The sequence below is a fragment of the Kosakonia sp. SOY2 genome (assembly GCF_027109175.1).
Taxonomy (GTDB): Bacteria; Pseudomonadota; Gammaproteobacteria; order Enterobacterales; family Enterobacteriaceae; genus Kosakonia.
The window spans coordinates 2,060,608-2,085,248 of sequence record NZ_JAPVXH010000001.1; the positions used below are offsets into that span (position 1 = coordinate 2,060,608).

Genomic DNA, 24,641 nt, shown 5'->3' on the forward strand with positions numbered 1-24,641 from the left:
CGAATGTGAGGATCCTGCCTGTTTCTTGCCCAATTCTCTGATTATCCGCGCGGCGCTTCACCAAACACTTTGTAATCAGGCAGTTGCACATTCTGATACGGTTCCCAGCCGCCGCCGAGCGCTTTATACAACGCCACCAGATCGAGGCTGCTTTGTACCCGCGCCTGCTCGCGCTGCTGGCTGGCCTGCGCCAGCTGACGCTGAGCATCCAGCACATCAATAAAACTGGCGATCCCCTGACGGTAGCTGTCGGTGGCAAGCGAGAAAGCGTTTTGCAGCGCACTGAGCGTTTTATCCAGTCCCGCTTCACGCTGCTGATCGGCGCGGTAACTAACCAGCGCATTTTCCACATCACCCAGCGCACTGAGCACCGTCTGGCGATAGTTCAGCACCGCCGCGCCCTGCTCTGCACGCGCCAGCTTGACGCTGGACACCAGCCGCCCCCCCTGGAAAATGGGAATCGAAATCTGCGGGCCGAAGCTATAAAAATGGCTGCTCCAGTCGGTCAGCCAGTTGGTTTCGCTGTTGCGCAGACCAAACTGGCCGCTCAATGACAAGCTGGGGAACAACTGCGCAACCGAAACGCCAATCTGTGCCGTCGCCGCATGCAGGCTGGCTTCCGCTTCGCGAACGTCCGGCCGACGGCGCGCCAGCGTCGACGGAATTCCGGTGGGTACAATGTCCGGCAGCGCGGGTAACGGCTGCGCATTACGCAATTCGTTGTCCAGCGCACCAGGCGGTTTACCGAGCAGGATCGCTAACGCGTTCATCGCCTGGCGCTCCTGCGCTTCATATTGCGGGAGTTGCGCTTCCAGGTTGCCAACCTGGGCGCGGGCATTTTCCACATCCAGTTGCGGTGAAAGTCCGCCTTTTTGCCGGTTTTCGGTCAGCGTAAATGTCTGCTGCGCGCTGTCAATTTGTGTTTTCAGCGTACTAATGATGTTCTGCGCACCGCGCAGTTGCAGCCACGCGCGCGCCACTTCGGCTTCCAGCGACACCAGCGCATCGTTACGTTGTTCAATTGCCTGTTGTTGCTGCGCGGACGCCGCTTCTACCTGGCGTCTTACTTTGCCCCACAGATCCAGTTCCCACTGGGCATCAAAACTGCCCTGATAGAGATTTACCGGTTGGGTAAGCGCGCCAAGCGCCCCGCTGATCGCCGGGTCAGCATCCTGCAACTGGCCCTCCACGTTATGGGATTTCAGCTCACCTTCAATACCCAGTTGCTGGCGAGTCGCTTTCAGCGACCCGTTAACCGCTGGCAGAAACGCGCCACCCGCCTGGTTAATCTGCTCTCGCGCACCGGCAATGCGCAGGACGGTTTGCTGGAGCGAAAGATTATCTTTAATCGCCCGCTCAATCAGGCTGTTCAACTGCGGCGACTGGAAGGTTGTCCACCAGCGCGGATTCACCGCCTGCGAAGAGGCCTGCGATTTAACCGCTTTGTCACCCGGATCGTTCCAGCGCGCAGGCGTTTGCGGTTTGGGCGCCTGGTAATCCGGCCCGACAGCACAACCGGCAAGCCACAGCGACAACAGGGTTACGGGAAAACGACACCACGTCATATTAATGTGCTCCTGCGCTGCCTTCGCTTTTGATCGGCGAAAGCAATAAACAAAAAGGAATCAGCAATAACGCCACCAAACTGAGGATGGTGAACACGTCGATATAGGCGAGAAAACGCGACTGGGCGATCATCGCTTTGTACATCTGCCCGGTAGCGCTGGTCAGCGGATCGCCGACCAGGCTGGTGAAGTTACGGATCGCCTCCGCGGATTCACGTAAAGCCTGCTGAAATTGCTCATTAAAGGGAGAGGTATGCTCTGATAAGTGCGACATATGCGCCTGCGAGCGCTCGGTGATCGCCGCCGTCGAGAGCGAAATACCAACCGATCCCGCCACGTTACGGAACATGGTAAACAGCGCTGCCGCATCGGCATTAAGCTGGCGCGGGATCGAGATAAAGGCGATGGTCGTCAACGGGACGAACAGGAAACCCAGCCCAATCGACTGGGCGCTGCGAAACAGCATCAGCGTTTCAAAGTCGATATCCGGCGCCAGCGTACGCGACCACCAGAATGAGGCGGCCAGGCAGAAAAAGCCGAAGGCGATTATCCAGCGCGTCTGCACCACCGGCATCAATTTCAGCACCAGCGGAATGGTCAGCACAATCAACACTGCGCCGGGCGACAGCACCAGCCCGGACCACGTGGCGGTGTAGCCCAGATCCTGCTGCGCCAGTTGCGGGATCACCACCGAGCTGCCATAGAGGATCATCGCCATGCCGGCCATCAGCAAGCTGGAAACCGTAAAGTTCTTGTCCGCCATGCAGCGCAAGTCGACCACCGGCTTTTTGGCATACAGCAGCCAGTAAATAGCCCCGACAATACCAATCGCAGTGAGGACGGCGAAAATACGGGTGAAATCGGAGTTGAACCAGTCTTCATCTTCACCGCGATCGAGCATCACCTGCAGACAACCCAGCCCCAGCGCAATCAGGCCAATGCCCGGCCAGTCGATGGACAATTTCTGCTTCGATTTGCGCTCCCAGGGCGGATCTTCCAGCAGCTGGTAAATCGCCAGAACCGTGATAATGCCCACCGGGATATTGATAAAAAAGACCCAGCGCCAGGAGTAGTTATCGGTTATCCAGCCGCCCAGCGTTGGCCCCAGCACCGGGGCGACAATAATGGCGATAGACGACAAACCAAAGGCTTTGCCGCGATCTTCCGGCTTGAAGTAATCCAGCAACACCGATTGCTGCGTAGGTTGCAAACCGCCGCCAAAAAAGCCCTGCAAAATACGAAACAGGATGATTTGCCACAGTTCGGTGGCAATTCCGCACAGAAACGAACAGACGGTAAACATCACAATGCAGATCAGGAAAAACTGCTTGCGTCCAAAGGTGCGGCTGAGAAAAGCGGAGATCGGCAGGACGATCCCGTTCGCCACCAGGTAGCTGGTCAGCACCCAGGTTGATTCGTCATAACTGGCGGAGAGCGACCCGGCGACGTGCGGCAGCGCCACGTTGACAATCGTGGTATCAAGGATCTCCATAAACACCGCGAGGGTGACGACCCACGCCACCGCCCACGGGTTACTGGCGGGTTTCCAGTTCTCGTGGCTGTGATCCGTCATTCCAGCGTCACCTTCGGTTCAACGGAAAGGCCTAACGGCAACGGTTTGTTGGGATCCAGGCCTTTATCGATGACGATTTTCACCGGCACGCGCTGAACGATTTTGACAAAGTTGCCGGTCGCATTTTCTGAAGGGAAAGCGGCGAACTTCGACCCGCTGCCCTGCTGGATGCTATCGATATGTCCCTCCAGCTCCAGATCCGGCCACGCATCCACTTTGACGCTGACTTTATTCCCCGGGCGCATCCGCTCCAGCTGCGACTCTTTAAAGTTCGCCACCACCCACACATCCGGTGAGACCAGGGAAAACAACGCGGTGCCCGCCTGCACTAATGTACCGTTTTGCACATTGCGTTTGGTGATAAAGCCATCGAACGGGGCACGAACCTCCGTCCAGGATAAATTCAGATTCGCGGTTTCCAGCTGCGCTTTTGCCTGCGCCACTTGCTGCTGGCGCGCTTCGACATTGGTTTCCTGCTGGCGGATTTGCAACTGCACTTGGTCGGCGACTTCCAGCTGTGCCAGGGCGCTGGCAAGTTGTGCCTGCGCGCTACGCAACTGGGCATTGGCGCTGTCAATATTTTGTTGTGTGGTGGCGCGAGGATCGACACCACGCTGACGGCGATAAGCGGCTTCGGCATTCGCCAGGTCTGCTTTTGCTTTCAGCACCTGTGCGCGCGCTTCGTCACGCTGAGCGGGATACTGCACTTTTGATAAGTCCAGTTGCGCCTGCGCCTGGTGAAGCTGTGCGATTGCCAGCCCCAGTTGCGCTTGCGCCTGATCGCGCTGCGCGGTGGCATCGCGCGGGTCAATCGTGACCAGCAAATCCCCTTTCTTGACGCGCTGGTTATCTTTCACCCGCAACTCGGTGACGTAACCGGCCACTTTCGGCGCGATCGTCACCGCGTCGCCATCGGTAAAGGCGTCGTCTGTGGTCTCTTCATTACGGGTTAAAAACCACCACACCAGCGCAACGATCACCATCACGCCGACAACAATGGCGAGGATAATCAGTGGCTTCTTTCCGGGGCGTTTACGTGGGTTCTGGTTGTTATCGTCCTGAACATCGTCAGGATGCGTTGTGTTTTCTGCCATAGTTTCGCAACAGTCCTGTCAGGTAACGGCGCCAGGGATGCGCCGTTAACTAAAGTTAGGCGGTTGCTATACATTTGCCAGGATAAACTGACAAATCAGCACTATCTGAATAAGAGTAATCCGTATCCCACCAGCGCCGCCCACAGCAGCATCGGCATGGAATAAAGATGGAAGCGCCACCAGATGCGGCGATCGTTTGCCATACGCAGCGCGATAAGATTGGCCAGCGAACCGGGCAGCAAACCAAAGCCGCCAACATTTACCGCCCAGGCCAGCAGCGTATCCGGCGGTACATAATTGAGCAGCAAAATGGTCGCGGGCACATTACTGATAAATTGCGACAGGCCAATGGCCGTCAACCACAACCCTGGAGGTGACAACTGGCTGGCACTGTTCAGCACCGCGTGCAGCGCAGGCAACTGAATAAGCAGGTGGACATCAATAAACATGGCGATAAACACCAGCAGCAGCGTCCAGTCCACACTCAGCACTACCCGCCGCGCCAGTAACAAGAACCCGATGGCGACAATTGCCAGCCCCCACAACTCCTGTTTCAACTCCAGCGCGGTAATAAAGATTAAGTAGAAACCTAGGCAGCTCCACACCAGACGGGGTTGCCAGTCCGGCGTTTGCACGCCGCTATGGTAGTTAAGCGCCTTTTTCGGAAAACAGAACCAGCACAACACCAAGAGCGTAACCATCATTGCCAGCGCCAGCGGCGCCATCTGCCAGATGAACGCCGGGAAAGAGAGGCCAGAGCGTCCCCAGATAAGAATGTTTTGTGGGTTTCCGATAGGCGTTAATAACGACCCGGCATTTACCGCCAGCGCTTCAAAAATGATCAGCCGGTTAACCGGGATTTCGCACAGTTTCTTCAGCGTGATGGTCAGCGGTACCACAATAAACAGCGCCACATCATTGGTGAGAAAGGTGGAGAGGAGCGCTGCAGCCAGCACCATAAACATCGCCAGCCGACGCTGATGATGAAAACGACGCACCATACGCCGCCCAATCACATCAAAATAACCGCTCAGCTCAACCCCTTTGGTCAGCAGCATCAGGCCGCTGAGGGTAATAATGGTGTGCCAGTCGATCGCACCCGGCCAGTTTTTCGGCGCAAACGGGGCAAAAAAGCACAATACAAAACCAATAAGCAGTAACAGATGCAGGAAACGGTCGCGCGCCAGCGCGCGGAAGAACGGCATACTCATTCAGGAGGTTGCTCATGTTGCAGGGTGAAGCGACGGAAACACTCCAGCGTTTCCTCGCTGACGTGATGTTCCATACCTTCGGCGTCGCGTCGCGCGATTTCAGGACTGACACCCAGTACCAATAAGAAGCTTTCCACGATTTGGTGACGCTCGCGGCTCTCCTGCGCCAGCCTCTCACCTTCCGCAGTCAAAAAAACGCCGCGCCAGGGAATCTGTTCAATCAAGCCCACCGTTGCCAGTCTTTTTAACATTTTCGCAACCGTCGGTTGTGAAACGCCAAGGCGGGCGGCCATATCCACCTGGCGGGCTTCGCCTACTTCGCGGATCAAATCCGAAATCAGTTCAACATAGTCATCAATCAGTTCGCGACGATGTGCTTCGCGCACCTGACGAAAGCCTTCAACGTGCTCTTCTACATTTACCAGCGTCACTTTTTTTATTGTTTGCTTACCTGCGCGACGGTTCATTGTGCTTCCTCTGAAGGTGTGACACCTGTGCAGCATCATATAAGAGAAGCGCCATTGTAAACCATCCGTGAATCAGCACAAAAAATTAACGTCTTAGCCATAGCTATAGAACATAGCCTGTGCTATATCTGTATGTAATGCGTTCACCCTTCATGGAACGAAGGGCATGAAAATGGCAGGAGGTAACGATGAATGAGTTCAAGAGGTGTATGCGCGTGTTTAGTCACTCTCCCTTTAAAGTCCGTTTAATGCTGCTGAATATGTTGTCCGATATCATTACCGGCAAACCTCAGCAGGACTCCGACAAACCTTCTCACTAATGCGGCGTCGCGGTACGCCGCTTCATTTTTCTGTCACAATCCCCCGTCATACTGGCTAATTCGTCTAAAAATCAGCGTATTTTTGCTGGATTTGCAATCATTCTCTCAAAACAACCGCTTAGCCCCTGTTGACCTTCGACGCGCCTCGCTCTATCTTTGCGCTGCCCTGCACAAATTGCGGCTCGCAGATGCGGACCCCCTCCCCTCTTCACACGCACTGTCCGGCAGGTTTTGACCCTTAACGCCAGGGTGAGCACATGGCGTTTTCATGACAGTAATCTATGAGCTTAATCCTTAAAGAATCCGTTGCCTTTCGCAGCCAGACGCTCAACCCGTGGACGGGTTTCTACTTTTTACAATCGATGTTGATTAACTTCGCTCTGGGTTATGAATTTAGCGTGATGTATGCGGTTCTTTTAACCTGCGCGCTGCTGATCCTCTGGCGTCATGCGCCTCGCGCGCAGAAAACCGTTATCGGGATTATCTCGCTGGTTGCCGCCTGTTATTTCCCCTTTGGTCGGGCATATGGCGCACCAAACTTCAACACGCTGCTGGCGCTGCTGTCGACCAATATGGAAGAGTCGACGGAAATTCTGACTATCTTCCCGTGGTATCACTACGCTATCGGCGTATTCATTTTTGCGCTGGGTGTTATTTCGCTGCGCCGCCGGATAATCGTGCGATCCACGCCGTGGCTGAAATGGGACACGCTGGGCACGATTGTGTGCATCGCGTCTTATTTTATTGGCCCGGTGCAAAACCATTTCAAAGGTTACGAATTCAGAATCATTGATACCGGTGTTCCGGTGCTGCGTTTCGTGCGCGATGTGGCGTTCAACTACTATGTTGTTAAAGAAGAACAGAAAAATATGGCCGCGCTCGCCAGTGTGAAAGACACCTGGACTGTGCTGGCGGTGAAACCGAAATACCATACTTACGTGGTGGTGATTGGCGAAAGCGCACGTCGTGACGCGCTGGGCGCCTTTGGCGGCCACTGGAATAACACTCCGTTTGCCAGCCAGGTGAACGGCACGCTGTTTACGGATTACATCTCCGCGAGCGGTTCAACACAAAAATCCCTTGGTCTGACGTTAAACCGCGTGGTGGATGACAAACCGCAGTATCAGGATAATTTTGTCACGCTGGCGAACCGTGCCGGTTTCCAGACGTGGTGGTTTTCTAATCAGGGGCAAATTGGCGAGTACGACACCGCCATCGCCAGTATCGCTAAGCGTGCCGATGAAGTGCAGTTTTTGAAACGCGGTGACTTCGAAGCAGATAAAAACACCCGCGACGAGGATCTGTTAAAACTGACCAATCAGGTCCTGAGCACAAAACGCACCCAGCCGCAGCTGATTGTGCTGCATTTGATGGGCTCGCACCCGCAGGCCTGCGATCGCACCGGCGGCAAGTACAATGAGTTTGTGCAGTCAAAAGAGACCTCCTGCTACCTCTATTCCATCACGCAGACCGATGATTTCCTCGGGAAAATGTATTCGCAACTGGTTAATACCGGCGAAAGTTTTTCGATGGTTTACTTCTCGGATCACGGACTGGCGATTAAAGAACGCGGAAAAGAGGTGCAGTACCTGGCGCACGCCGATACTTTTCAGCAGGACTTCCAGGTGCCATTTATGGTGCTTTCCAGCGACGATACCAAACATCGGGTAATTAAAGCGCGCCGTTCAGCGAACGACTTTTTGAGTTTCTTTTCGCAGTGGACGGGGATCAGCGCAGAGCAGATTAAAAATCCTTACCGTTTTATGTCCGAGCAAAAAGCCGGGCCAGCGTACATTACCAACTTTAAGTTACAGAAAGTTGACTATAACCATCTCGGCACGGATCTCTTCGATACGCGCAGTAAGCGGTAATTTCTGAAGCAGATTGCAGATAAAAAAAATCCGCCCATTGGGCGGATTTTTTTTATCGCCGAAGCGATTAGAAGCGGTAACCAACGCCGGCAATCCAGGTGCCAACGTCTACGTTACGAATACGGCTCTGCTCGTAGGAGAAGTCCAGAGCAACGTTTTCCATCGGGTTGAACTGCAGACCAGCACCGTAAGAGAAACCGTAGTCGCTGGTATCAGACACTTTAGCGGTGTCTACAGTCTGCTGGAATTTACCGTAACCTACACCCACAACACCGTAGATGCTCGCCCAGTCGTTGATGCGGTAAGCCGGACCTGCGGTGATGCCATAGTATTGCGCTTTGTTATAAACGCTGCTTTCGGTGCGATCTTTTTCAGTGTAAGTAAAGGAACCGATAACACCCAGCGGGTTGTTGTCCTGCTCGTAGCGATATTTCAGGTTGAAACCGTTAGTTTTGTTAGCAATACCCTGAGCGTCGCTCTGAGCGTAACCGCCAGTTACGGTTGAAGTAGCTGCTACTGCGGAACCTGCAGAAACCGCCAGAAGTGCGGCCAGTGCTGAAAGACATGCAATTTTTTTCATAATCCACCTCAAATGTGCTTCAAGTAAATCCTACGTCCTACGCATTTAAATATATCAAAATTAGTTAAGAAACTCTTTGCGGGAATTGGGGTCTAAAGCGCCATTTGATGTAACAGAAAGTTTCCGTTACTGACCAACACTTTCAAAAAAAAGCACTTTTCCCGCACAACGCACCATTATGCTGCGCATTTAATGGCACATTCATCCAGATAATTCTTAATTGGATAGGTTAATTAACCATCAGAGGGGAGCTATTCTACGGATTTTTCAGTTACTTTTTTTCAACAAACGCTCAACCAGCCGGCGGTAATTCAAGTAGACTGCCTCTTTTACTTTATTTGACAGAAATTGACGGGAGAAAGGATGCCTGCGCAGTCTCGTAAATTACCGGTTTGGTTGCCGGTGCTCATATTGCTTGTGGCGATGATGTCCATTCAGGGAGGCGCGTCGCTGGCGAAATCACTCTTCCCGCTGGTTGGCGCACCGGGCGTCACCGCGTTGCGTCTCGCACTTGGCACGATTATTTTGGTCGTGGTGTTTAAGCCATGGCGTTTACGTTTTACCCGTGAACAACGTCTGCCGCTGCTGTTTTATGGCCTGTCGCTCGGCGCCATGAACTATATGTTCTATTTATCAATCCAGACGATACCGCTCGGCGTTGCGGTGGCGCTGGAATTTACCGGCCCGCTGGCGGTGGCGCTTTTTGCCTCACGCCGCCCGGTGGATTTCATCTGGGTGATCCTCGCGGTACTTGGCCTCTGGTATCTGCTGCCACTGGGCGAAAATGTGTCACATGTTGACCTTACTGGCGCGGCGTTCGCCCTTGGTGCCGGCGCTTGTTGGGCAATCTATATTCTTTCCGGTCAGCGCGCCGGGGAAGAGCATGGCCCGGCGACAGTGGCGCTGGGTTCATTAATTGCGGCGGTGATTTTTGTGCCGCTTGGCGCATTCCAGGCAGGTGAAGTGCTGTGGCACTGGTCTGTTCTGCCGCTGGGGATCGCCGTGGCGATTTTATCCACCGCCCTGCCTTACTCGCTGGAAATGATCGCCCTGACGCGCTTACCGACTCGCACATTCGGCACATTGATGAGTATGGAACCGGCGATGGCGGCAATTTCCGGCATGATTTTCCTCGGTGAAACGCTAACATTCCAGCAAGCGCTGGCGCTGGCGGCGATTATTATTGCGTCGATGGGCTCGACACTCACGCTGCGTCGGGAAGCGACAGTCAAAAAAATTGATATCGGCTAAATAACTATTATTTGGCATGAGATCCTTCTTATGCCAAATATCCAACCCCGCCGCAGACATTATTTCTTACTTTTCCCTGCATCCTGCATTAAATAGAATCATTCGCATTTTAGAAATAATAAGTTATTAGAATTATCTTACATTTCATTTAATTAGTTGCGTCATCCTGAAATCCTTTTCTATATTTTATATTCGCTATCGAACTGATAGGTACAGCCAAGACTGTCAGCGAAAATCTGGTGCTATACTTAGTTTCGGTAATTTCCTGGGACACAAACATCAAGAGGATATGAGATTATGAGTACCGCTAAACTGGTTAAAACGAAAGCGTCTAATCTGCTTTATACCCGCAACGATGTATCGGATAGCGATAAAAAAGCGACCATCGAGCTGCTGAATCGCCAGGTGATCCAGTTCATTGACCTGTCTCTGATCACTAAACAGGCCCACTGGAATATGCGCGGTGCTAACTTCATTGCCGTACATGAAATGCTGGATGGCTTCCGTACTGCGCTGGTAACCCACCTTGATACCATGGCAGAACGCGCCGTACAGCTGGGCGGTGTCGCACTGGGCACCACACAGGTGATTAACAGCAAAACCGCGCTGAAAAGCTACCCGCTGGATATCCATAGCGTGCAGGATCACCTCAAAGAACTGGCCGATCGTTACGCGGTAGTTGCCAACGATGTGCGTAACGCCATTGGCGAAGCGAAAGACGAAGATACCGCTGATATCTTCACCGCCGCTTCCCGCGACTTAGATAAATTCTTGTGGTTCATCGAATCCAACATTGAGTAAACCATAAGGTTTGCCTATATGCCCTGCGCCTCACGCGCAGGGTTTTGCACCATTACAGTGCGCATTATTTCCCCTTTACGCCCACAAAGTTATCACTTCGTAATTATCCCATCACAAAACTGTTAATAACTGATTGTTTTCACCCCACGATCTGCGCTAAAAAAAAGCAAAACAGGCCACGCCGCCATAATGCACCAAAACAGTGACTCAAAATGGTGCACACGGCTATTGTTGCTACACTTATTGTGCAACCGGGTAAAGGTTCACCTTTACAAAACAATAGGTTGTAAACCTGGCATGATTTTTTCATACTGCGTTCATTCTCGCAGGGGTTCGTTCCCCGGATACAAAAGGAAAAACTATGAAGTCTGTATTGAAATTTTCCCTGGCTGCACTCGCTCTCGCTTTTGCCGTTTCTTCTCAGGCTGCTGATAAAAAACTGGTTGTCGCCACCGACACTGCGTTCGTTCCTTTCGAATTCAAACAAGGTAACCAATATGTTGGTTTCGACGTGGATCTGTGGGCAGCGATCGCCAAAGAACTGAAACTGGATTACGAACTGAAACCGATGGACTTCAGCGGCATCATTCCTGCGCTGCAAACCAAAAACATCGATCTGGCGCTGGCGGGTATCACCATTACGGAAGAACGTAAAAAAGCCATCGATTTCTCTGACGGCTACTACAAAAGCGGCCTGCTGGTGATGGTGAAAGCCAACAACAACGACGTGAAAAGCGTGAAAGACCTCGATGGTAAAGTGCTGGCAGTGAAGAGCGGCACCGGTTCCGTTGACTACGCGAAAGCGAACATCAAGACCAAAGACCTGCGTCAGTTCCCGAACATCGATAACGCGTATATGGAACTGGGCACTGGCCGCGCTGACGCTGTACTGCACGACACGCCGAACATCCTGTACTTCATCAAAACTGCTGGCAACGGTCAGTTCAAAGCTGTCGGCGACTCTCTGGAAGCGCAGCAGTACGGTATTGCTTTCCCGAAAGGCAGTGATGAACTGCGCGAGAAAGTGAACGGTGCGCTGAAAACGTTGCACGACAACGGCACTTACAACGAAATCTACAAAAAATGGTTCGGCACCGAACCTAAATAATTATTAAAAAATAAAGTGTTACACCTCGGAGGCGGCTTTCGCCTCCGATGCTTTTTGTTAAAACCACGGTATACAGGAACACATCATGCAGTTTGACTGGAGCGCCATCTGGCCCGCCATTCCGCTTTTGCTTGACGGGGCCAAAATGACCTTATGGATCTCGATCCTTGGTCTGGCTGGCGGTATCGTTATCGGCCTGCTGGCCGGTTTAGCCCGTACCTATGGCGGCTGGATTTCTAACCACATCGCACTGGTATTCATCGAAGTTATTCGCGGTACGCCAATCGTCGTTCAGGTGATGTACATTTACTTCGCCTTGCCAATGGCCTTCCCCGATATTCGTATCGACACCTTCAGCGCCGCGGTGATCACCATCATGATCAACTCCGGGGCTTATATCGCCGAAATCACCCGCGGCTCCGTGCTGTCCATCCATAAAGGGTTCAGCGAAGCGGGCCAGGCGCTGGGGCTTTCCCGCGTTGAAACTATCCGCCATGTGATCATGCCGCTGGCGCTGCGTCGCATGCTGCCGCCGCTGGGTAACCAGTTGATCATCAGCATCAAAGACACGTCACTGTTTATTGTTATCGGCGCAGCCGAATTAACCCGTCAGGGCCAGGAAATCATTGCCGGTAACTTCCGTGCGCTGGAAATCTGGACCGCCGTCGGGGTGATTTATCTGATCATTACCCAGGCGCTGAACATCGTGCTCCGCCGTCTTGAAAAAAGGATGAAAATCCTGTGATTGAATTTAAAAACGTTTCCAAGCACTTCGGTCAAACCCAGGTGCTGCACAATATCGATCTGAACATTACTCAGGGTGAAGTGGTGGTGATTATCGGGCCGTCGGGCTCCGGGAAATCGACGCTGCTGCGCTGCATTAACAAACTGGAAGAGATCACCAGCGGCGATCTGATTGTCGATGGTCTGAAAGTTAACGATCCAAAAGTGGACGAGCGCCTGATCCGCCAGGAAGCGGGCATGGTGTTCCAGCAGTTTTATCTGTTTCCGCACCTGACCGCGCTGGAAAACGTCATGTTTGGCCCGATTCGTGTACGCGGCGCAAAGAAAGAAGACGCAGAAAAACTGGCGAAAGATCTGCTGGCGAAAGTCGGTCTCGCTGAGCGAGGTCACCACTATCCGTCTGAGCTTTCCGGTGGTCAGCAGCAGCGTGTGGCGATTGCCCGCGCGCTGGCAGTCAAACCGAAAATGATGCTGTTTGATGAGCCCACCTCTGCACTCGACCCGGAACTGCGTCACGAAGTGCTGAAAGTGATGCAGGATCTGGCCGAAGAAGGCATGACTATGGTCATCGTGACCCACGAAATCGGCTTCGCCGAGAAAGTGGCCTCACGCCTGATTTTCATCGATAAAGGCCGCATTGCCGAAGATGGCAACCCTCAGCAGCTGATCGAAAATCCGCCGAGCCAGCGCCTGCAGGAATTCCTGCAACACGTCTCCTGATTTACCCCGCCCCTCCTTGCGGAGGGGCACTCCCCCAGATTCTTCTCAATTCATCGCGGCCGCGGTACGGCATCTATACTTATCATTTTGCTGGACTTTCTCACCGGAGGAGCACATGCCGTGGATCCTGCTATTGATTGGGTTGTGGTGCGCGCCGTTACAGGCTGCGACGATACCCGGCATTACCTCTGCGACAACCACGCCTGCGCCTTCTACGCAAACGAGTGAGCCTAATGTCGAGCAGAAAAAGGCCGCTTATGCCGCACTTGCGGACGTGCTGGAAAACGATGAGTCGCGCAAGGAACTGATCGATCAGCTACGCAAAGTTGCCACCGCACCAGCACAAGAACCCGTGCCGGAACTCACCCCGCCCGAGGTGAAAGAGCAAAAAACGGTGCTGGAAAACGTAACCGAGGTGAGTGAACATTATGGCAATGCACTGGCATCCCGTTTTGCTCAGCTGTATCGCAATATCACCGGTTCGCCCCACAAAGCCTTTAACCCGCAGACCTTCAGCAACGCCGCCAGTCACTTCCTGCTACTGGCCGCGCTGGTTTTTGCTTTCTGGTTTCTTGTTCGTTTAGCGGTATCCCCGCTGTATCGCAAAATGGGCGCCTGGGGACGGCGTAAAAACCGCGACCGCAGTAACTGGTTACAACTGCCCTCAATGATTATCGGCGCGTTTATTATCGACCTGATGCTGCTGGCGTTAACAATATTTGTCGGTCAGTTGCTTAGCGCGAACCTTAACGCAGGCAACAGTACCATTGCCTTTCAACAAAGCCTGTTCCTGAACGCCTTTGCGCTGATTGAGTTTTTTAAAGCGATTTTGCGGCTGATTTTCTGCCCGCGTATTGCCGATCTGCGCCCATTTCGCATTACCGATGAAACCGCCCGCTACTGGCATATGCGTCTGAGTGCGCTGAGCAGCCTGATTGGCTACGGTTTGCTGGTTGCAGTGCCGATTATTTCCAATCAGGTAAACGTGCAGTTTGGCGCGCTGGCAAATGTGGTGATCATGCTCTGCATTACCGTATGGGCGCTGTACCTTATTTTTCATAACAAGCGGCAAATTCAGCATAACTTAATTGTGCTGGCGGATCACTCGCTGGCCTTTTTTAGCTTGTTTATCCGCGCGTTTGCGTTGATCTGGCACTGGCTCGCCAGCGCTTACTTTATTGTGTTGTTCTTCTTTTCGCTGTTCGATCCTGGTAACAGCCTGAAATTCATGATGGGTGCCACGGTCAATAGCCTGGCGATTCTGAGCATTGCTGCGTTTCTTTCTGGCGTATTGTCGCGCTGGTTGAATAAGACCATCACCCTGTCGCCACAGGTACAGCGCAACTATCCCGAACTGCAAAAACGGCTCAATGGCTGGCTCTCGGCGTCGTTAAAAGCCGCACGGATTCTGGTGGTCTGCGCAACGATCATGCTGCTGCTGAACGCCTGGGGGCTGTTTGATGTCTGGCACTGGCTGAATTACGGTGCGGGCGAGAAAACCGTCGATATCCTCATCCGTATTGCCTTGATCCTCTTCTTCTCCGCCGTGGGCTGGACCCTGCTTGCCAGTATTATTGAAAACCGGCTGGCGTCGGATATTCACGGTCGCCCGCTGCCAAGCGCGCGCACCCGCACACTGCTGACGCTGTTTCGCAATGCGCTGGCAGTGGTGATAAGTACCATAACAGTGATGATTGTGCTGTCGGAAATTGGCGTCAACATCGCGCCATTGCTGGCCGGGGCCGGGGCGCTCGGGTTGGCTATCTCGTTTGGTTCGCAAACGCTGGTGAAAGATATTATCACCGGTATTTTTATCCAGTTTGAAAACGGCATGAACACCGGGGATTTGGTCACTATCGGCCCGCTAACCGGCACCGTAGAGCGAATGTCGATTCGCTCCGTTGGCGTACGTCAGGATACTGGCGCGTACCACATTATTCCGTGGTCATCGATCACCACTTTCGCCAATTTTGTGCGCGGCATTGGCTCGGTGGTGGCGAATTACGAGGTAAATCGCCAGGAGGATACCGATAAAGCGAATCAGGCGTTAAAAGATGCCGTGGCAGAACTGATGGAGCAGGAGGAGATCCGCGGCTTGATTATCGGCGAACCGTCTTTTGCCGGGCTGGTCGGGCTTACCAACACGGCATTCACGCTTCGTGTCACCTGCACGACCCTGCCGCTGAAACAGTGGACAGTGCGTTTTGCCCTCGACACGATGGTGAAAAAGCATTTCGACCGTGCAGGCGTGCGCCCGCCGGTGCAGACATACCAGATGTTACCGGCGCCGGAAAGCGCAGCACAGCCAGCTTCACCCGCCAGCCCGCCACCGCCGGCAGAACCTACCCTTTAAAACGCGTCTGCGCCCAGCGTTTACGCTGGGCCTCATCGAGAAACGTCCAGGCGATAAAACGGCTCTGCTTCTGGCCCTGCGCCATCTCTTTTTTCATCACTTTCACTGCGCCAGCCTGGGTCAAGGCACGATACAGCTCGGGCAGATTATCGCCGCGAGACACCAGCGAGGTAAACCACAACACCTGGCGCGCAAACTGTTGGCTTTCAGCAATCATCTTGCTGATAAAAGCCACTTCGCCGCCTTCGCACCATAACTCCTGCTGCTGGCCACCAAAGTTGGCCGCATCGTTAACCGACTGGCCGAGATTGCGACGCTTGCGCTCGCTGCCAGCCTGCGCGCTTTGCGCGGAATCATGAAACGGTGGGTTGCAGAGAACCGCATCGTACTGCTCATTTTTATGAATAATACCAGTGAGAACAGACGCCGGATCTTTCTGTCGACGCAACCGTACCGCACGGCTCAACCCAGGGTTGGCGTTGATGATCGCCTGTGCGCTGGCAAAGGCCTGATCGTTAACTTCGCTGCCGGTAAAACGCCAGCCGTATTCATGCGCGCCAATCAGCGGATAGATGCAGTTGGCACCAGTGCCAATATCCAGCACGCTGGCCTGCGTCGGCACATTGCCGTCGTTGCTTTCCGCCAGCACATCCGCCAGATGGTGAACGTAATCCGCACGCCCCGGCACTGGCGGGCAGAGGAAACCGTCGGGAATATCCCATTCGTGCACGCCATAGAATTGTGCCAGCAGCGCTTTGTTCAGGGCTTTAACTGCCTGCGGATCGGCAAAATTGATGGTCGTCTCACCGTTCGGGTTAGTGGTAAGAAACGCGCGCAGTGACGGATTCACAGCGCACAGCGCGTCGAGATCGTAGCGGCTGTGGTGGCGGTTACGCGGGTGCAGACCCGGCTTCTGGGCATTCATGGCATTCTCCTGTTAGCAGCGGCGTAAGATACCCGTTGACGATGGTCGGGTAAATAAGTGAGGCTGAAGAATCTGTTTTTTAACGACCGGAAAGCGCTATGTATTTTTATGAACCTGCAAAAGGTCATGGTCTACCCCATGATCCCCTGAATGCCATTATTGGCCCGCGCCCCATCGGCTGGATCGCCTCGCTGGATGGGCAAGGCCGACGGAACCTCGCCCCATATAGTTTTTTTAACTGCTTTAATTATCGCCCGCCGATTATCGGCTTCGCCAGCAGCGGCTGGAAAGACAGCGTACGTAATATTACGGAAACCAAAGAGTTCGTCTGGAATCTGACAACACGCGCGCTGGCCGTACCCATGAATGAAACGTCCGCTTCGTTACCACACGGCGAAGATGAGTTTGCCCGTGCGGGTCTGACGCCCGCAGCCAGCCGGGTCATCAAAACGCCACGCGTGGCGGAAAGCCCGGTCAACTTCGAATGCCGCCTCTCGCAATGTATTCAACTGACCGCCGCCGACGGGACGCCGGTTGATAGCTGGCTGGTGCTCGGTGAAGTGGTTGCCGTGCATATTGATGAGACGTTGCTGGAAAACGGCATCTACCAGACGGCAAAAGCAGAGCCGGTGCTGCGTGCGGGTGGCCCTTCAGCCTACTACGGCATTAGCGAAGCGCAGCGTTTCGATTTGACGCGCCCGGATAACCGCTAGCCTCTTCGCCGGGCAACGATTTTACCGTTCGCCCGGCCCGACATCAGCGCCGCCGGGCAGTTTGCTATAATTATGGTTTTAGCCCGGGAGAACACATTATGGCTTCAGGTTGGGCAAATGATGGCGCAGTTCAGCAGCAAATCGACAGCACCATTGATGATGCCGTCGCGCGTGCGCGCAGCGGTTTACCATCCGGCGAAAGTTTAAAGGTTTGCGAAGAGTGCGGTGAGCCAATTCCGGAAGCACGGCGTAAAGCGATTCCCGGGGTACGCTTGTGCATCACCTGTCAGCAGGAGAAAGATTTACATAACTCTACATTTTCAGGATATAATCGCAGAGGTTCGAAAGACAGCCAGCTACGTTGACCTTTTCTGACGTGTGTAACCAGCCCAAGCGGTTGCCTTAACATCCATAAAATTCCGCCCTGAACGTAGCAAAATGTGCCGCCAAAATGGATGCCAGTCCGGGCAGCGGAAAAATGCGTTATTTGCATCCTTAAATCGATTTAAATTCAATAAATTAACCTTTATTCAATTTTTTAGAATAAGGCCGTCAATTCTCTTCGGTTTTATCTCCCGCCAAAAACCGTGATACTCATCACATCGACGGAACATTGTCCCCCAAACAGAATAACCTGCGAGAGATTAACTATGAAAACCATTAAATATGCTGTTGCTGCTATCGCGCTGTCTACCCTCTCTTTCGGTGCTTTCGCGGCACAATCAGTCACCACTGCTCAGGCAGAGAACCTGAATAAAATCGGTGTTGTTTCCGCTGAAGGCGCGACCACGCTGGACGGCCTGGAAGCCAAACTGGCCGAGAAAGCACAAGCCGCTGGCGCCACGGGCTACAGCATCACGTCCGCGACAGGCAATAACAAACTGAGCGGCACCGCGATTATCTACAAATAACCGAAAACCGTGTTTTACCCCCGGCACATTAACCCTCTGCCTGGGTGCTCCACCCTCATTAACCCTGTTGTTACCCTGTTTTGCCCGTCCAGAAATGTGACGGGCTTTTTTTATCAGAAGTTTTGCGCAACCCGCGCCAGCCCCTCTTCCAGCGTCGCCACTTCACCCGTCGCCACCAGGCAGCAGGCAAGCTGAATTTTGAGCGACTCCGGCACCGCTTCACTTCCCGCAAGGCAGCGCTCTGTCCAGCGCGCAGTGCTTTCCGCATCTTTCGCAGCACCGTCACTTACCGGCGCTACCGCATCATCACGGGCATAAAGCACGCGCTCACCCTGCGCATCAATCAGGTTGATTTGCGGGCATCGTTGCGGGTTGGCATAAACTTCCCCTTCCGTGCCATGCATCAACAGCCCGCGTCCACCAATATCAGCAAAGAATTTCCCCACCCGCGTGATGTATTCCGGGTGCGAAACGCTGGATAAACGCAGCGCGGCGTCTTTTTCAAACGGCGTAGCCAGCTTCGCCAGCGTGTGCGCGCTGTTACGCACGCCCATCCGCCAGCGCATCGCCAGCTGTTTTTCCAGCGGCGGGCAGAGTGCGCTCACTGGAATATAGACCGGGTGATGCCCCTCCAGCTTCGCCTGCGCCTGGCCGGCATGCAGCGTGGCATCGATCCCAAGCAGTTTGAAAATGCTCTCCGTCACCACGCGCGTCGGATCTTCAGTAACGCCATGAACCACCACCGGAAAACCGAGTTTGTTGAGCAAAATTGCCAGCAGCGGCGTCAGGTTCGCCTGCTTGCGCGCGCCGTTATAGCTGGGGATCACAATCGGCATCGGCTTTGCGACCGGCGGCGTCAGTTTCAGGGTGTGCTGCTGCATCGCCTCGTAAAAGCCGAGCATTTCCGCTTCCCCTTCCCCTTTAATACGCAGGGCAATCAAAATGCCGCCCATCTCCAGATCCGGCACTTCACCCTTCAGCATCTGCGAGTACAGACCACGAGCGGTATCGAAATCCAGATCGCGGGCGTGGTTTTTCCCACGACCAATTTCTTTAATGATTTTGCGGTAATCCATAGCGACTCCTTGCGGGCTCACATCGTTAACGGCGTTTGCGACGCTTCTGTTCTGCTTTTTTCACAGGTTTCTTCACTATAACGTCCGGCATTGCCGGTTGTGAAATAGGAAACACAGGTAGCGCGTCGAGCAGCCGTTTACCGTAGTTTTTAGTCAGCAACCGTTTATCGTAAATCACCACTTCGCCACGACAACTGTGGCTGCGAATAAGCCGCCCCACTTGCTGAATAAGGTTAAACGATGCGCTGGGCAGGCTCTGTACTTCAAAAGGATAGCGATTCAGGCTTTTCAGCCACTCGCCTTCGGTGATCACCACCGGGCTGTCGATAGGTGGAAAAGCGATTTTATGGATGTGGACCTGCGTCAGGTAATCGCCTTTGAGATCCAGCCCTTCAGCGAATGACTGCAAGCCCACCAGCACACTGCGCTCGCCATTATCGATACGTTTACGGTGCAGTTCCACCAGCCGATAGCGCGGCTGATCGCCCTGCACCAGCAGCAATAAACGCAAGTCCGCGACATAGGTTAAAAACAGCTGCATCGCGCGCTGGCTGGCGAACAGCACCAGCATCCCGGGATGCGCTTTACTCTCAACCTGCTCGCGAAACCAGGTCGCCATTTCCGCAATATGCTGCTCTTCGTTTTCCATCAGTGGCTCGTAGCGCATCTGCGGAATAACAATTTTTCCCTGCTCAACATGGTTGAACGGCGAATCAAGCGTGACAAAGCGATCCCCGGCTTTCTCTTTTAAACCACTCATCTCTTGCAGACGATTAAAACTGTTCAGCGAACGTAACGTCGCCGAGGTCACCACAATGTGCGGTACGCTGCGCCAGAGCAGCTTTTCTAACTGATCGCTTACGCGAATCCCCACGCAATGGAACAGCAGATGCAACTGCCCGTCACGCGCCTCGCGGGTAACCCATTTGGTCACCGGCGCACCGGACGCCTGCGCCATTGAGGCCAGCCGCCAGAGTTTGCTCTGACTTTCGAACATACCCAGCGCGCGGTTCATCTGCAAAATAACCCGGTGCAAACGCACAATGTCGTGGCTGCCCGTCTTCTCGCTTAAATCATTCAGAAACAGCTCTGCCAGCCCGCGCAGCATCTCCGTCAGTTTTGCCAGCCGCTGGCAAATCTCCATCACTTCGTCGGGCAGTTCCCCCATTGCAAAGCGATATTCCGCCTCCTGGCCCGCCGGAAGATACAGGTTGAGAATGTTGTTAAGCGACGCGATGAGCGCGTAAAGCTCCTCGCAATGGGCGTTGAGCCGCTCCGGTGTCGCCAGCGGCGGCAGCGTTTTCGGGCGAAACTGCTCAAGGCAGGTCGCCACCAGTTTGGTGAACAGATCGAGCTGAAGCTGATACCAGGGGGCGGTGATTTCCGCTGTCATTTCCAGCGCGTCGCGCGCTACGTCCGGCAAATGGTGGCCTTCATCGAGCACCAGCAGCAGGTTTTTTGGCTCCGGTAGCACTGCTTCGCTCTCCATCGCCGCCATCACCAGCGCGTGGTTGGCGACCACCACTTCCGCTTCCTGGATTTCGCGGCGTGCGACAAAAAAGGGGCATTCGCGGTAGTAGTGGCAATTACGGTTCAGGCAGCTGGCTTTATCGGTGCTGAGCCGTCGCCACAAATCATCGCTAATCGCCTTGTCAGTGTGATCGCGCAGGCCATCCCACTTGTAGCTGTCGAGATCCGCTTTCAGCGCCGCGCAACGTTTCTGCTCTTCCTGGTTACCCGGCGTCAGTTCATCGTCCAGAAACGCCAGCAGATCCTGCTGGTTCGGCTCGCTGCTTGCCAGCGCCGCCAGGTTGCGCGGACAAACATAGCGCCCACGGCCAAACGCGGCGGTAAAGCGTAAATCCGGGATGATTTTGCGCAGCAGCGGCAGATCTTTACTGAAGATCTGATCCTGCAACGCCACGTTCGCGGTGCTGACCACCAGCGTTTTTTGCTCTTCACGCGCGATGGCGATGCCCGGAATTAAGTAAGAGAGCGTTTTCCCCACGCCGGTTGGCGCTTCAATCGCCAGATGACGCCCTTCATCCCCCGCCAGCGTTTTCGCCACGTCAGCAATCATCTGCCGCTGCGGCGCGCGGGGAATAAAGTCCGGGATCTGTTGTTGCAACGCCTTATACCAGGCGGCGATCTGCGCTTTTAGCGCGGCGGTAAGGGCCATGAGGAAACCTGAAACACTGTATAAACAGCCACTATTGTGGCATTTTTAGCGCCCGTAGGGTAACCCTTTTTGCCATGCCGGAAGCGCGCCCGCATATCCTGTGCGTCATCATTCTGATACAGGATATTTTTCACAACGCCGATCACAAATTGGCAGATCCAATCACCATTGCCGTTGAGGTCGCGTTGATCATTTATTCAGGCAATGCTAGTTTTTACCTGCATTACGCTTGTTACCGAATATCGGGCAAAACCTAAATGCAGAGAATGAGGGCGACATCCGCTCGCTGCTGTATTTACGTTTTGCCCGTTTTTGTTTGCAGGAGTTGGCGATGCTGGTCAAACAAATATTAAATAATAACGTTGTCAGCGCCATTGATGAGCATGGCCTTGAGGTTATTCTGACCGGGCGCGGCTTAGGGTTTAATACCCAAAGCGGTGCCCGCGTCGATGCGCAAGCCATCGAAAAAATATTCCATTTGCAGGACTCACAAGTCTCCGCACGTTTTAAAGATCTGGTCAGCGAAGTGCCGGTGGAAATAGTGCAACTCACCGCCGATATTGTTGCGCTGGCACGATCTGCGCTTGCGCATAAATTAAGTGAAGGCCTGTACGTTACGCTGGCCGATCACCTGCACTTTGCGCTACAACGCACAGAAAAAAATGAAGTTTTGCCTAATCCGTTAGAGTGGGAAGTGCGCCATTTTTATACTGAAGAGTATGCCATTGGCCGCCAGGCGCTTGGCATGATTGTCGCGCGTACCGGCACACTATTACCCGACAGTGAAGCCTGTAGTATTGCGCTGCATATTGTGAATGCCGGGCTGAACGATACGATGGGTAAAACCACAAAAATTACACGGCTTATTTATCAGTTACAGAATATCGTTAAATACTTTTTCACCCTGCCGCTCGACGAACACAGTTTGAATTATCAGCGTTTCATTACCCATTTAAAATTTTTCGCCCAACGGGTAATTGATGGTGTGGTGTTAAATAATGACGACGAAGAGTTATTCGCTATGGTGCAGCGTCGTTATCAAACCACCCTGAAATGCGTTGACGCGATTAACGAATTTGTCGGCAAAAATTATCACCACACGATGAGCAATTCGGAAAAACTCTACCTGACCGTGCATATCGAAAATGTGGTACAGCGGACAGAGTCGTAAGGTAACAAGGTCGCGCCTGCGACCCGAAGTATGACGAGTATGAATTCTTTCCAGGCTTGTTACTGTTAAATCAGGCAAACCCCAGAAGAACAAAGCGCCGGTGAGTACCGGTAATTGTTATGGCACCTGCCACGCAGGTGTCAGTCTGGAGGAATGACCATGAACTATCAGGATACCGCGCAGCAGATAATCAACAGGATCGGCGGCAAGGGCAATATTCTGTCACTGTTTCACTGCATCACCCGTTTGCGTTTCTTACTGAAAGATAACGACAAAGCCGATCGCGCCGCGCTGGAAGCGCTGGATGGCGTGATTGGCGTAAACATTTCCGGCGATCAATATCAACTCATCATCGGCAACGATGTCGCACCGCTGTGCGATGCCTTGCTGGCGAAATTACCGGGGGTTTCCGCCACCAGCGCAGCACAATCCGGAAAACGCCGCAACCCGGTGTCGGTGGTGCTGGAGGGGTTATCCAGCATCTTTTCACCGATCATTCCGGCGATTGCCGGGGCCGGTATTCTGAAAGGTGTGCTGGCATTGATGGTGGCAATGCACTGGCTGGAAACCAGTAATCAGACATACCAAATCCTGCTCGCCATCAGCGATGGCGTGTTCTACTTCATGCCGCTGGCGCTGGCCTTCAGCGCGGCGAGTAAATTTGGCGCGAATCCTTACGTGGCGGTTGCGCTGGCTGCCGCCCTCTTCCACCCGGCGATTCAGACACTGTTTAAATCTGGCGCGCCAGTCCATTTTATGAGCCTGCCGGTGCCGACGGTGAATTACGCCTCAACGGTGATCCCAATTCTGCTCGCCGTCTGGCTGCTTAGCCGGGTGGAAAAGCTGATAGATCGCATCATGCCCGGCGTGCTGAAAACCATGTTCGTGCCGTTGCTCAGCCTGGTTATCGTCACACCCATCACCTTGATCGCCATCGGCCCGTTGGGGATTTTCGCCGGGAACGCACTCTCCAGCGGCATTATCTGGCTGGTGGAAAACGCCGGGATCGTAGCAGGCGTGGTGGTTGGCGGCACGCTGTCGATGATCATCATCACCGGTATGCACTACGTGCTGGTGCCTATCATGATCAACAACATCAGCACCATGGGCTTCGACCCGTTCAAAATTCTTTTCTATGTGGCCAACCTCGGCCAGGCGGGCGCGGCATTTGGCGTGTTCCTGCGCGCCCGCGATAAGAAGCTGAAATCACTGGCGTTAAGTACCAGTTTCAGCGCCGTGATGGGCATTACCGAACCGGCGATGTACGGCATCAACATTCGCTACAAACGCCCGTTTGCCGCCGCGCTTATTGGTGGCGCCTGCGGCGGCGGTTTTGCAATGGCGATGGGCGTCAAAACCTACGCCTTCGCGCTGAGCGGTTTGCCCGGCCTGCCGGCGCTGGTTGGCCCGACGTTTATGTGGGCGCTGGTCAGCATCGCTATCTCTTTTGTCTGCGCGGCAGTTGTTACCGTTATGCTTGGTTTTGAAGAAACCGTGGTGGCAGGCGTCAGCCCGATGCCGGTTGCGCGCAGCGAAGAGAAACTCTTCGCGCCGGTCAGCGGCGAGTTAAAACCGCTTAATAGCTTAAGCGACCCGGTGTTTGCTGATGAAATTTTCGGTAAAGGGATCGCCATCTATCCCACCAGCGGCGAGCTGCGTTCTCCGGTCAACGGCACGGTGGAATCCCTGTTTGAAACCCATCACGCGCTGGCGCTGCAAAGCGATACCGGGGCGGAGATCCTGATCCATATCGGCATCGATACGGTGAAACTCGGCGGTAAACACTTCACCAGCCACATAACTGCCGGGCAAAACGTGGAGGTCGGTGATTTGCTGGTGAGCTTCGATCTGGCGGCATTGCAGGCCGCAGGCATCGATCCCAGCGTGATTGTGGTGGTCACTAATAGCGAACAATACGGCGATATCAGCCCGGTAAAAGCCAATGGCGATGTCGCCAGCCGGGACGCATTTCTCACACTGACCGCAAGCGCGGCGTAAGGAGCAGAGG

General features: G+C 53.9%; 22 protein-coding genes. 13 read left to right on the forward strand and 9 right to left on the reverse strand.

Going from position 1 to position 24,641, the window contains the following annotated elements; all coding sequences use genetic code 11:
• Positions 1 to 41: 41 nt before the first annotated feature.
• From O3S68_RS09750 to mntR, 5 genes are all read right to left on the reverse strand, one after another.
• Entirely contained in the window at positions 42 to 1,565 is a 1,524-nt protein-coding gene (locus tag O3S68_RS09750) for an efflux transporter outer membrane subunit (protein ID WP_020457138.1), read from the reverse strand.
• Between the two features lies 1 nt (position 1,566).
• The gene (locus O3S68_RS09755; RefSeq protein WP_020457137.1) at positions 1,567 to 3,138 is read right to left on the reverse strand and encodes a DHA2 family efflux MFS transporter permease subunit; all 1,572 of its coding nucleotides are present in this window, start codon (positions 3,136 to 3,138) and stop codon (positions 1,567 to 1,569) included.
• Entirely contained in the window at positions 3,135 to 4,232 is a 1,098-nt protein-coding gene (locus O3S68_RS09760; protein ID WP_269231396.1) for an HlyD family secretion protein, read from the reverse strand. Before O3S68_RS09760 ends, O3S68_RS09755 begins: the two co-directional genes overlap by 4 nt.
• Positions 4,233 to 4,333: 101 nt before the next feature.
• Positions 4,334 to 5,443 carry an anion transporter gene (locus O3S68_RS09765; RefSeq protein WP_269231397.1) on the reverse strand — a complete coding sequence of 370 codons (1,110 nt, stop codon included), beginning with the start codon at positions 5,441 to 5,443 and terminating at the stop codon, positions 4,334 to 4,336.
• The gene (gene mntR, locus O3S68_RS09770; RefSeq protein WP_020457134.1) at positions 5,440 to 5,910 is read right to left on the reverse strand and encodes a manganese-binding transcriptional regulator MntR; all 471 of its coding nucleotides are present in this window, start codon (positions 5,908 to 5,910) and stop codon (positions 5,440 to 5,442) included. The genes O3S68_RS09765 and mntR overlap by 4 nt, the downstream gene beginning before the upstream one ends.
• A 188-nt stretch (positions 5,911 to 6,098) precedes the next feature.
• Here mntR and mntS point away from each other — a divergent pair, with 188 nt between their 5' ends.
• Both mntS and O3S68_RS09780 read left to right on the forward strand, forming a co-directional pair.
• Positions 6,099 to 6,230, forward strand: a complete 132-nt coding sequence (mntS, locus tag O3S68_RS09775; RefSeq protein WP_045506449.1) for a manganase accumulation protein MntS — start codon at positions 6,099 to 6,101, stop codon at positions 6,228 to 6,230.
• A 281-nt stretch (positions 6,231 to 6,511) separates the two neighbouring features.
• Positions 6,512 to 8,101, forward strand: coding sequence for a phosphoethanolamine transferase (locus O3S68_RS09780; protein WP_020457132.1), 1,590 nt, complete (start codon positions 6,512 to 6,514; stop codon positions 8,099 to 8,101).
• Positions 8,102 to 8,168: 67 nt separating this feature from the next.
• Here the strand turns inward: O3S68_RS09780 and ompX are convergent, their stop codons facing one another.
• Positions 8,169 to 8,681 carry an outer membrane protein OmpX gene (gene ompX / locus O3S68_RS09785; RefSeq protein WP_020457131.1) on the reverse strand — a complete coding sequence of 171 codons (513 nt, stop codon included), beginning with the start codon at positions 8,679 to 8,681 and terminating at the stop codon, positions 8,169 to 8,171.
• Positions 8,682 to 9,044: 363 nt separating this feature from the next.
• Here ompX and rhtA point away from each other — a divergent pair, with 363 nt between their 5' ends.
• The 6 genes from rhtA to ybiO all read left to right on the forward strand — a co-directional run bounded on the left by rhtA (position 9,045) and on the right by ybiO (position 15,658).
• Entirely contained in the window at positions 9,045 to 9,932 is an 888-nt protein-coding gene (gene rhtA / locus O3S68_RS09790; protein WP_020457130.1) for a threonine/homoserine exporter RhtA, read from the forward strand.
• A 297-nt stretch (positions 9,933 to 10,229) separates the two neighbouring features.
• A complete protein-coding gene (gene dps, locus O3S68_RS09795; protein ID WP_020457129.1) occupies positions 10,230 to 10,733 on the forward strand; it encodes a DNA starvation/stationary phase protection protein Dps in 504 nt (167 codons plus the stop codon).
• A gap of 361 nt (positions 10,734 to 11,094) precedes the next feature.
• A complete protein-coding gene (glnH, locus tag O3S68_RS09800) occupies positions 11,095 to 11,841 on the forward strand; it encodes a glutamine ABC transporter substrate-binding protein GlnH (RefSeq protein WP_020457128.1) in 747 nt (248 codons plus the stop codon).
• Between the two features lie 85 nt (positions 11,842 to 11,926).
• Positions 11,927 to 12,586 (forward strand): glutamine ABC transporter permease GlnP, encoded by a 660-nt coding sequence (glnP, locus tag O3S68_RS09805; protein WP_017456022.1) that lies wholly within the window; start codon positions 11,927 to 11,929, stop codon positions 12,584 to 12,586.
• Entirely contained in the window at positions 12,583 to 13,305 is a 723-nt protein-coding gene (glnQ, locus tag O3S68_RS09810) for a glutamine ABC transporter ATP-binding protein GlnQ (protein WP_017456021.1), read from the forward strand. Before glnP ends, glnQ begins: the two co-directional genes overlap by 4 nt.
• A gap of 115 nt (positions 13,306 to 13,420) precedes the next feature.
• Positions 13,421 to 15,658 carry a mechanosensitive channel protein gene (gene ybiO, locus O3S68_RS09815; RefSeq protein ID WP_269231398.1) on the forward strand — a complete coding sequence of 746 codons (2,238 nt, stop codon included), beginning with the start codon at positions 13,421 to 13,423 and terminating at the stop codon, positions 15,656 to 15,658.
• On the opposite strand, the gene rlmF is transcribed toward ybiO, so the two are convergent.
• On the reverse strand, positions 15,648 to 16,583 hold the full coding sequence (gene rlmF, locus O3S68_RS09820) for a 23S rRNA (adenine(1618)-N(6))-methyltransferase RlmF (RefSeq protein WP_269231399.1): 936 nt from the start codon (positions 16,581 to 16,583) through the stop codon (positions 15,648 to 15,650). The genes ybiO and rlmF overlap by 11 nt on opposite strands.
• A 98-nt stretch (positions 16,584 to 16,681) precedes the next feature.
• Between rlmF and O3S68_RS09825 the strand changes: the two genes are divergently transcribed.
• The 3 genes from O3S68_RS09825 to ybiJ all read left to right on the forward strand — a co-directional run bounded on the left by O3S68_RS09825 (position 16,682) and on the right by ybiJ (position 18,207).
• Positions 16,682 to 17,296, forward strand: coding sequence for a flavin reductase family protein (locus tag O3S68_RS09825; protein WP_269231400.1), 615 nt, complete (start codon positions 16,682 to 16,684; stop codon positions 17,294 to 17,296).
• Between the two features lie 98 nt (positions 17,297 to 17,394).
• Positions 17,395 to 17,661 carry a DksA/TraR family C4-type zinc finger protein gene (locus tag O3S68_RS09830; protein WP_020457124.1) on the forward strand — a complete coding sequence of 89 codons (267 nt, stop codon included), beginning with the start codon at positions 17,395 to 17,397 and terminating at the stop codon, positions 17,659 to 17,661.
• Positions 17,662 to 17,946: 285 nt separating this feature from the next.
• Positions 17,947 to 18,207: a DUF1471 family protein YbiJ gene (gene ybiJ, locus O3S68_RS09835; protein ID WP_269231401.1), complete on the forward strand. Its 261-nt coding sequence runs from the start codon at positions 17,947 to 17,949 to the stop codon at positions 18,205 to 18,207.
• Between the two features lie 113 nt (positions 18,208 to 18,320).
• Here the strand turns inward: ybiJ and ybiB are convergent, their stop codons facing one another.
• On the reverse strand, positions 18,321 to 19,283 hold the full coding sequence (gene ybiB, locus O3S68_RS09840; protein ID WP_045506429.1) for a DNA-binding protein YbiB: 963 nt from the start codon (positions 19,281 to 19,283) through the stop codon (positions 18,321 to 18,323).
• Between the two features lie 25 nt (positions 19,284 to 19,308).
• Positions 19,309 to 21,462: an ATP-dependent DNA helicase DinG gene (dinG, locus tag O3S68_RS09845; protein WP_097406865.1), complete on the reverse strand. Its 2,154-nt coding sequence runs from the start codon at positions 21,460 to 21,462 to the stop codon at positions 19,309 to 19,311.
• A gap of 331 nt (positions 21,463 to 21,793) precedes the next feature.
• Here dinG and licT point away from each other — a divergent pair, with 331 nt between their 5' ends.
• Complete coding sequence (licT, locus tag O3S68_RS09850) at positions 21,794 to 22,633, forward strand: BglG family transcription antiterminator LicT (protein ID WP_020457119.1); 840 nt, start codon at positions 21,794 to 21,796, stop codon at positions 22,631 to 22,633.
• A 159-nt stretch (positions 22,634 to 22,792) separates the two neighbouring features.
• A complete protein-coding gene (locus O3S68_RS09855; RefSeq protein ID WP_269231402.1) occupies positions 22,793 to 24,631 on the forward strand; it encodes a beta-glucoside-specific PTS transporter subunit IIABC in 1,839 nt (612 codons plus the stop codon).
• Positions 24,632 to 24,641: the final 10 nt, after the last annotated feature.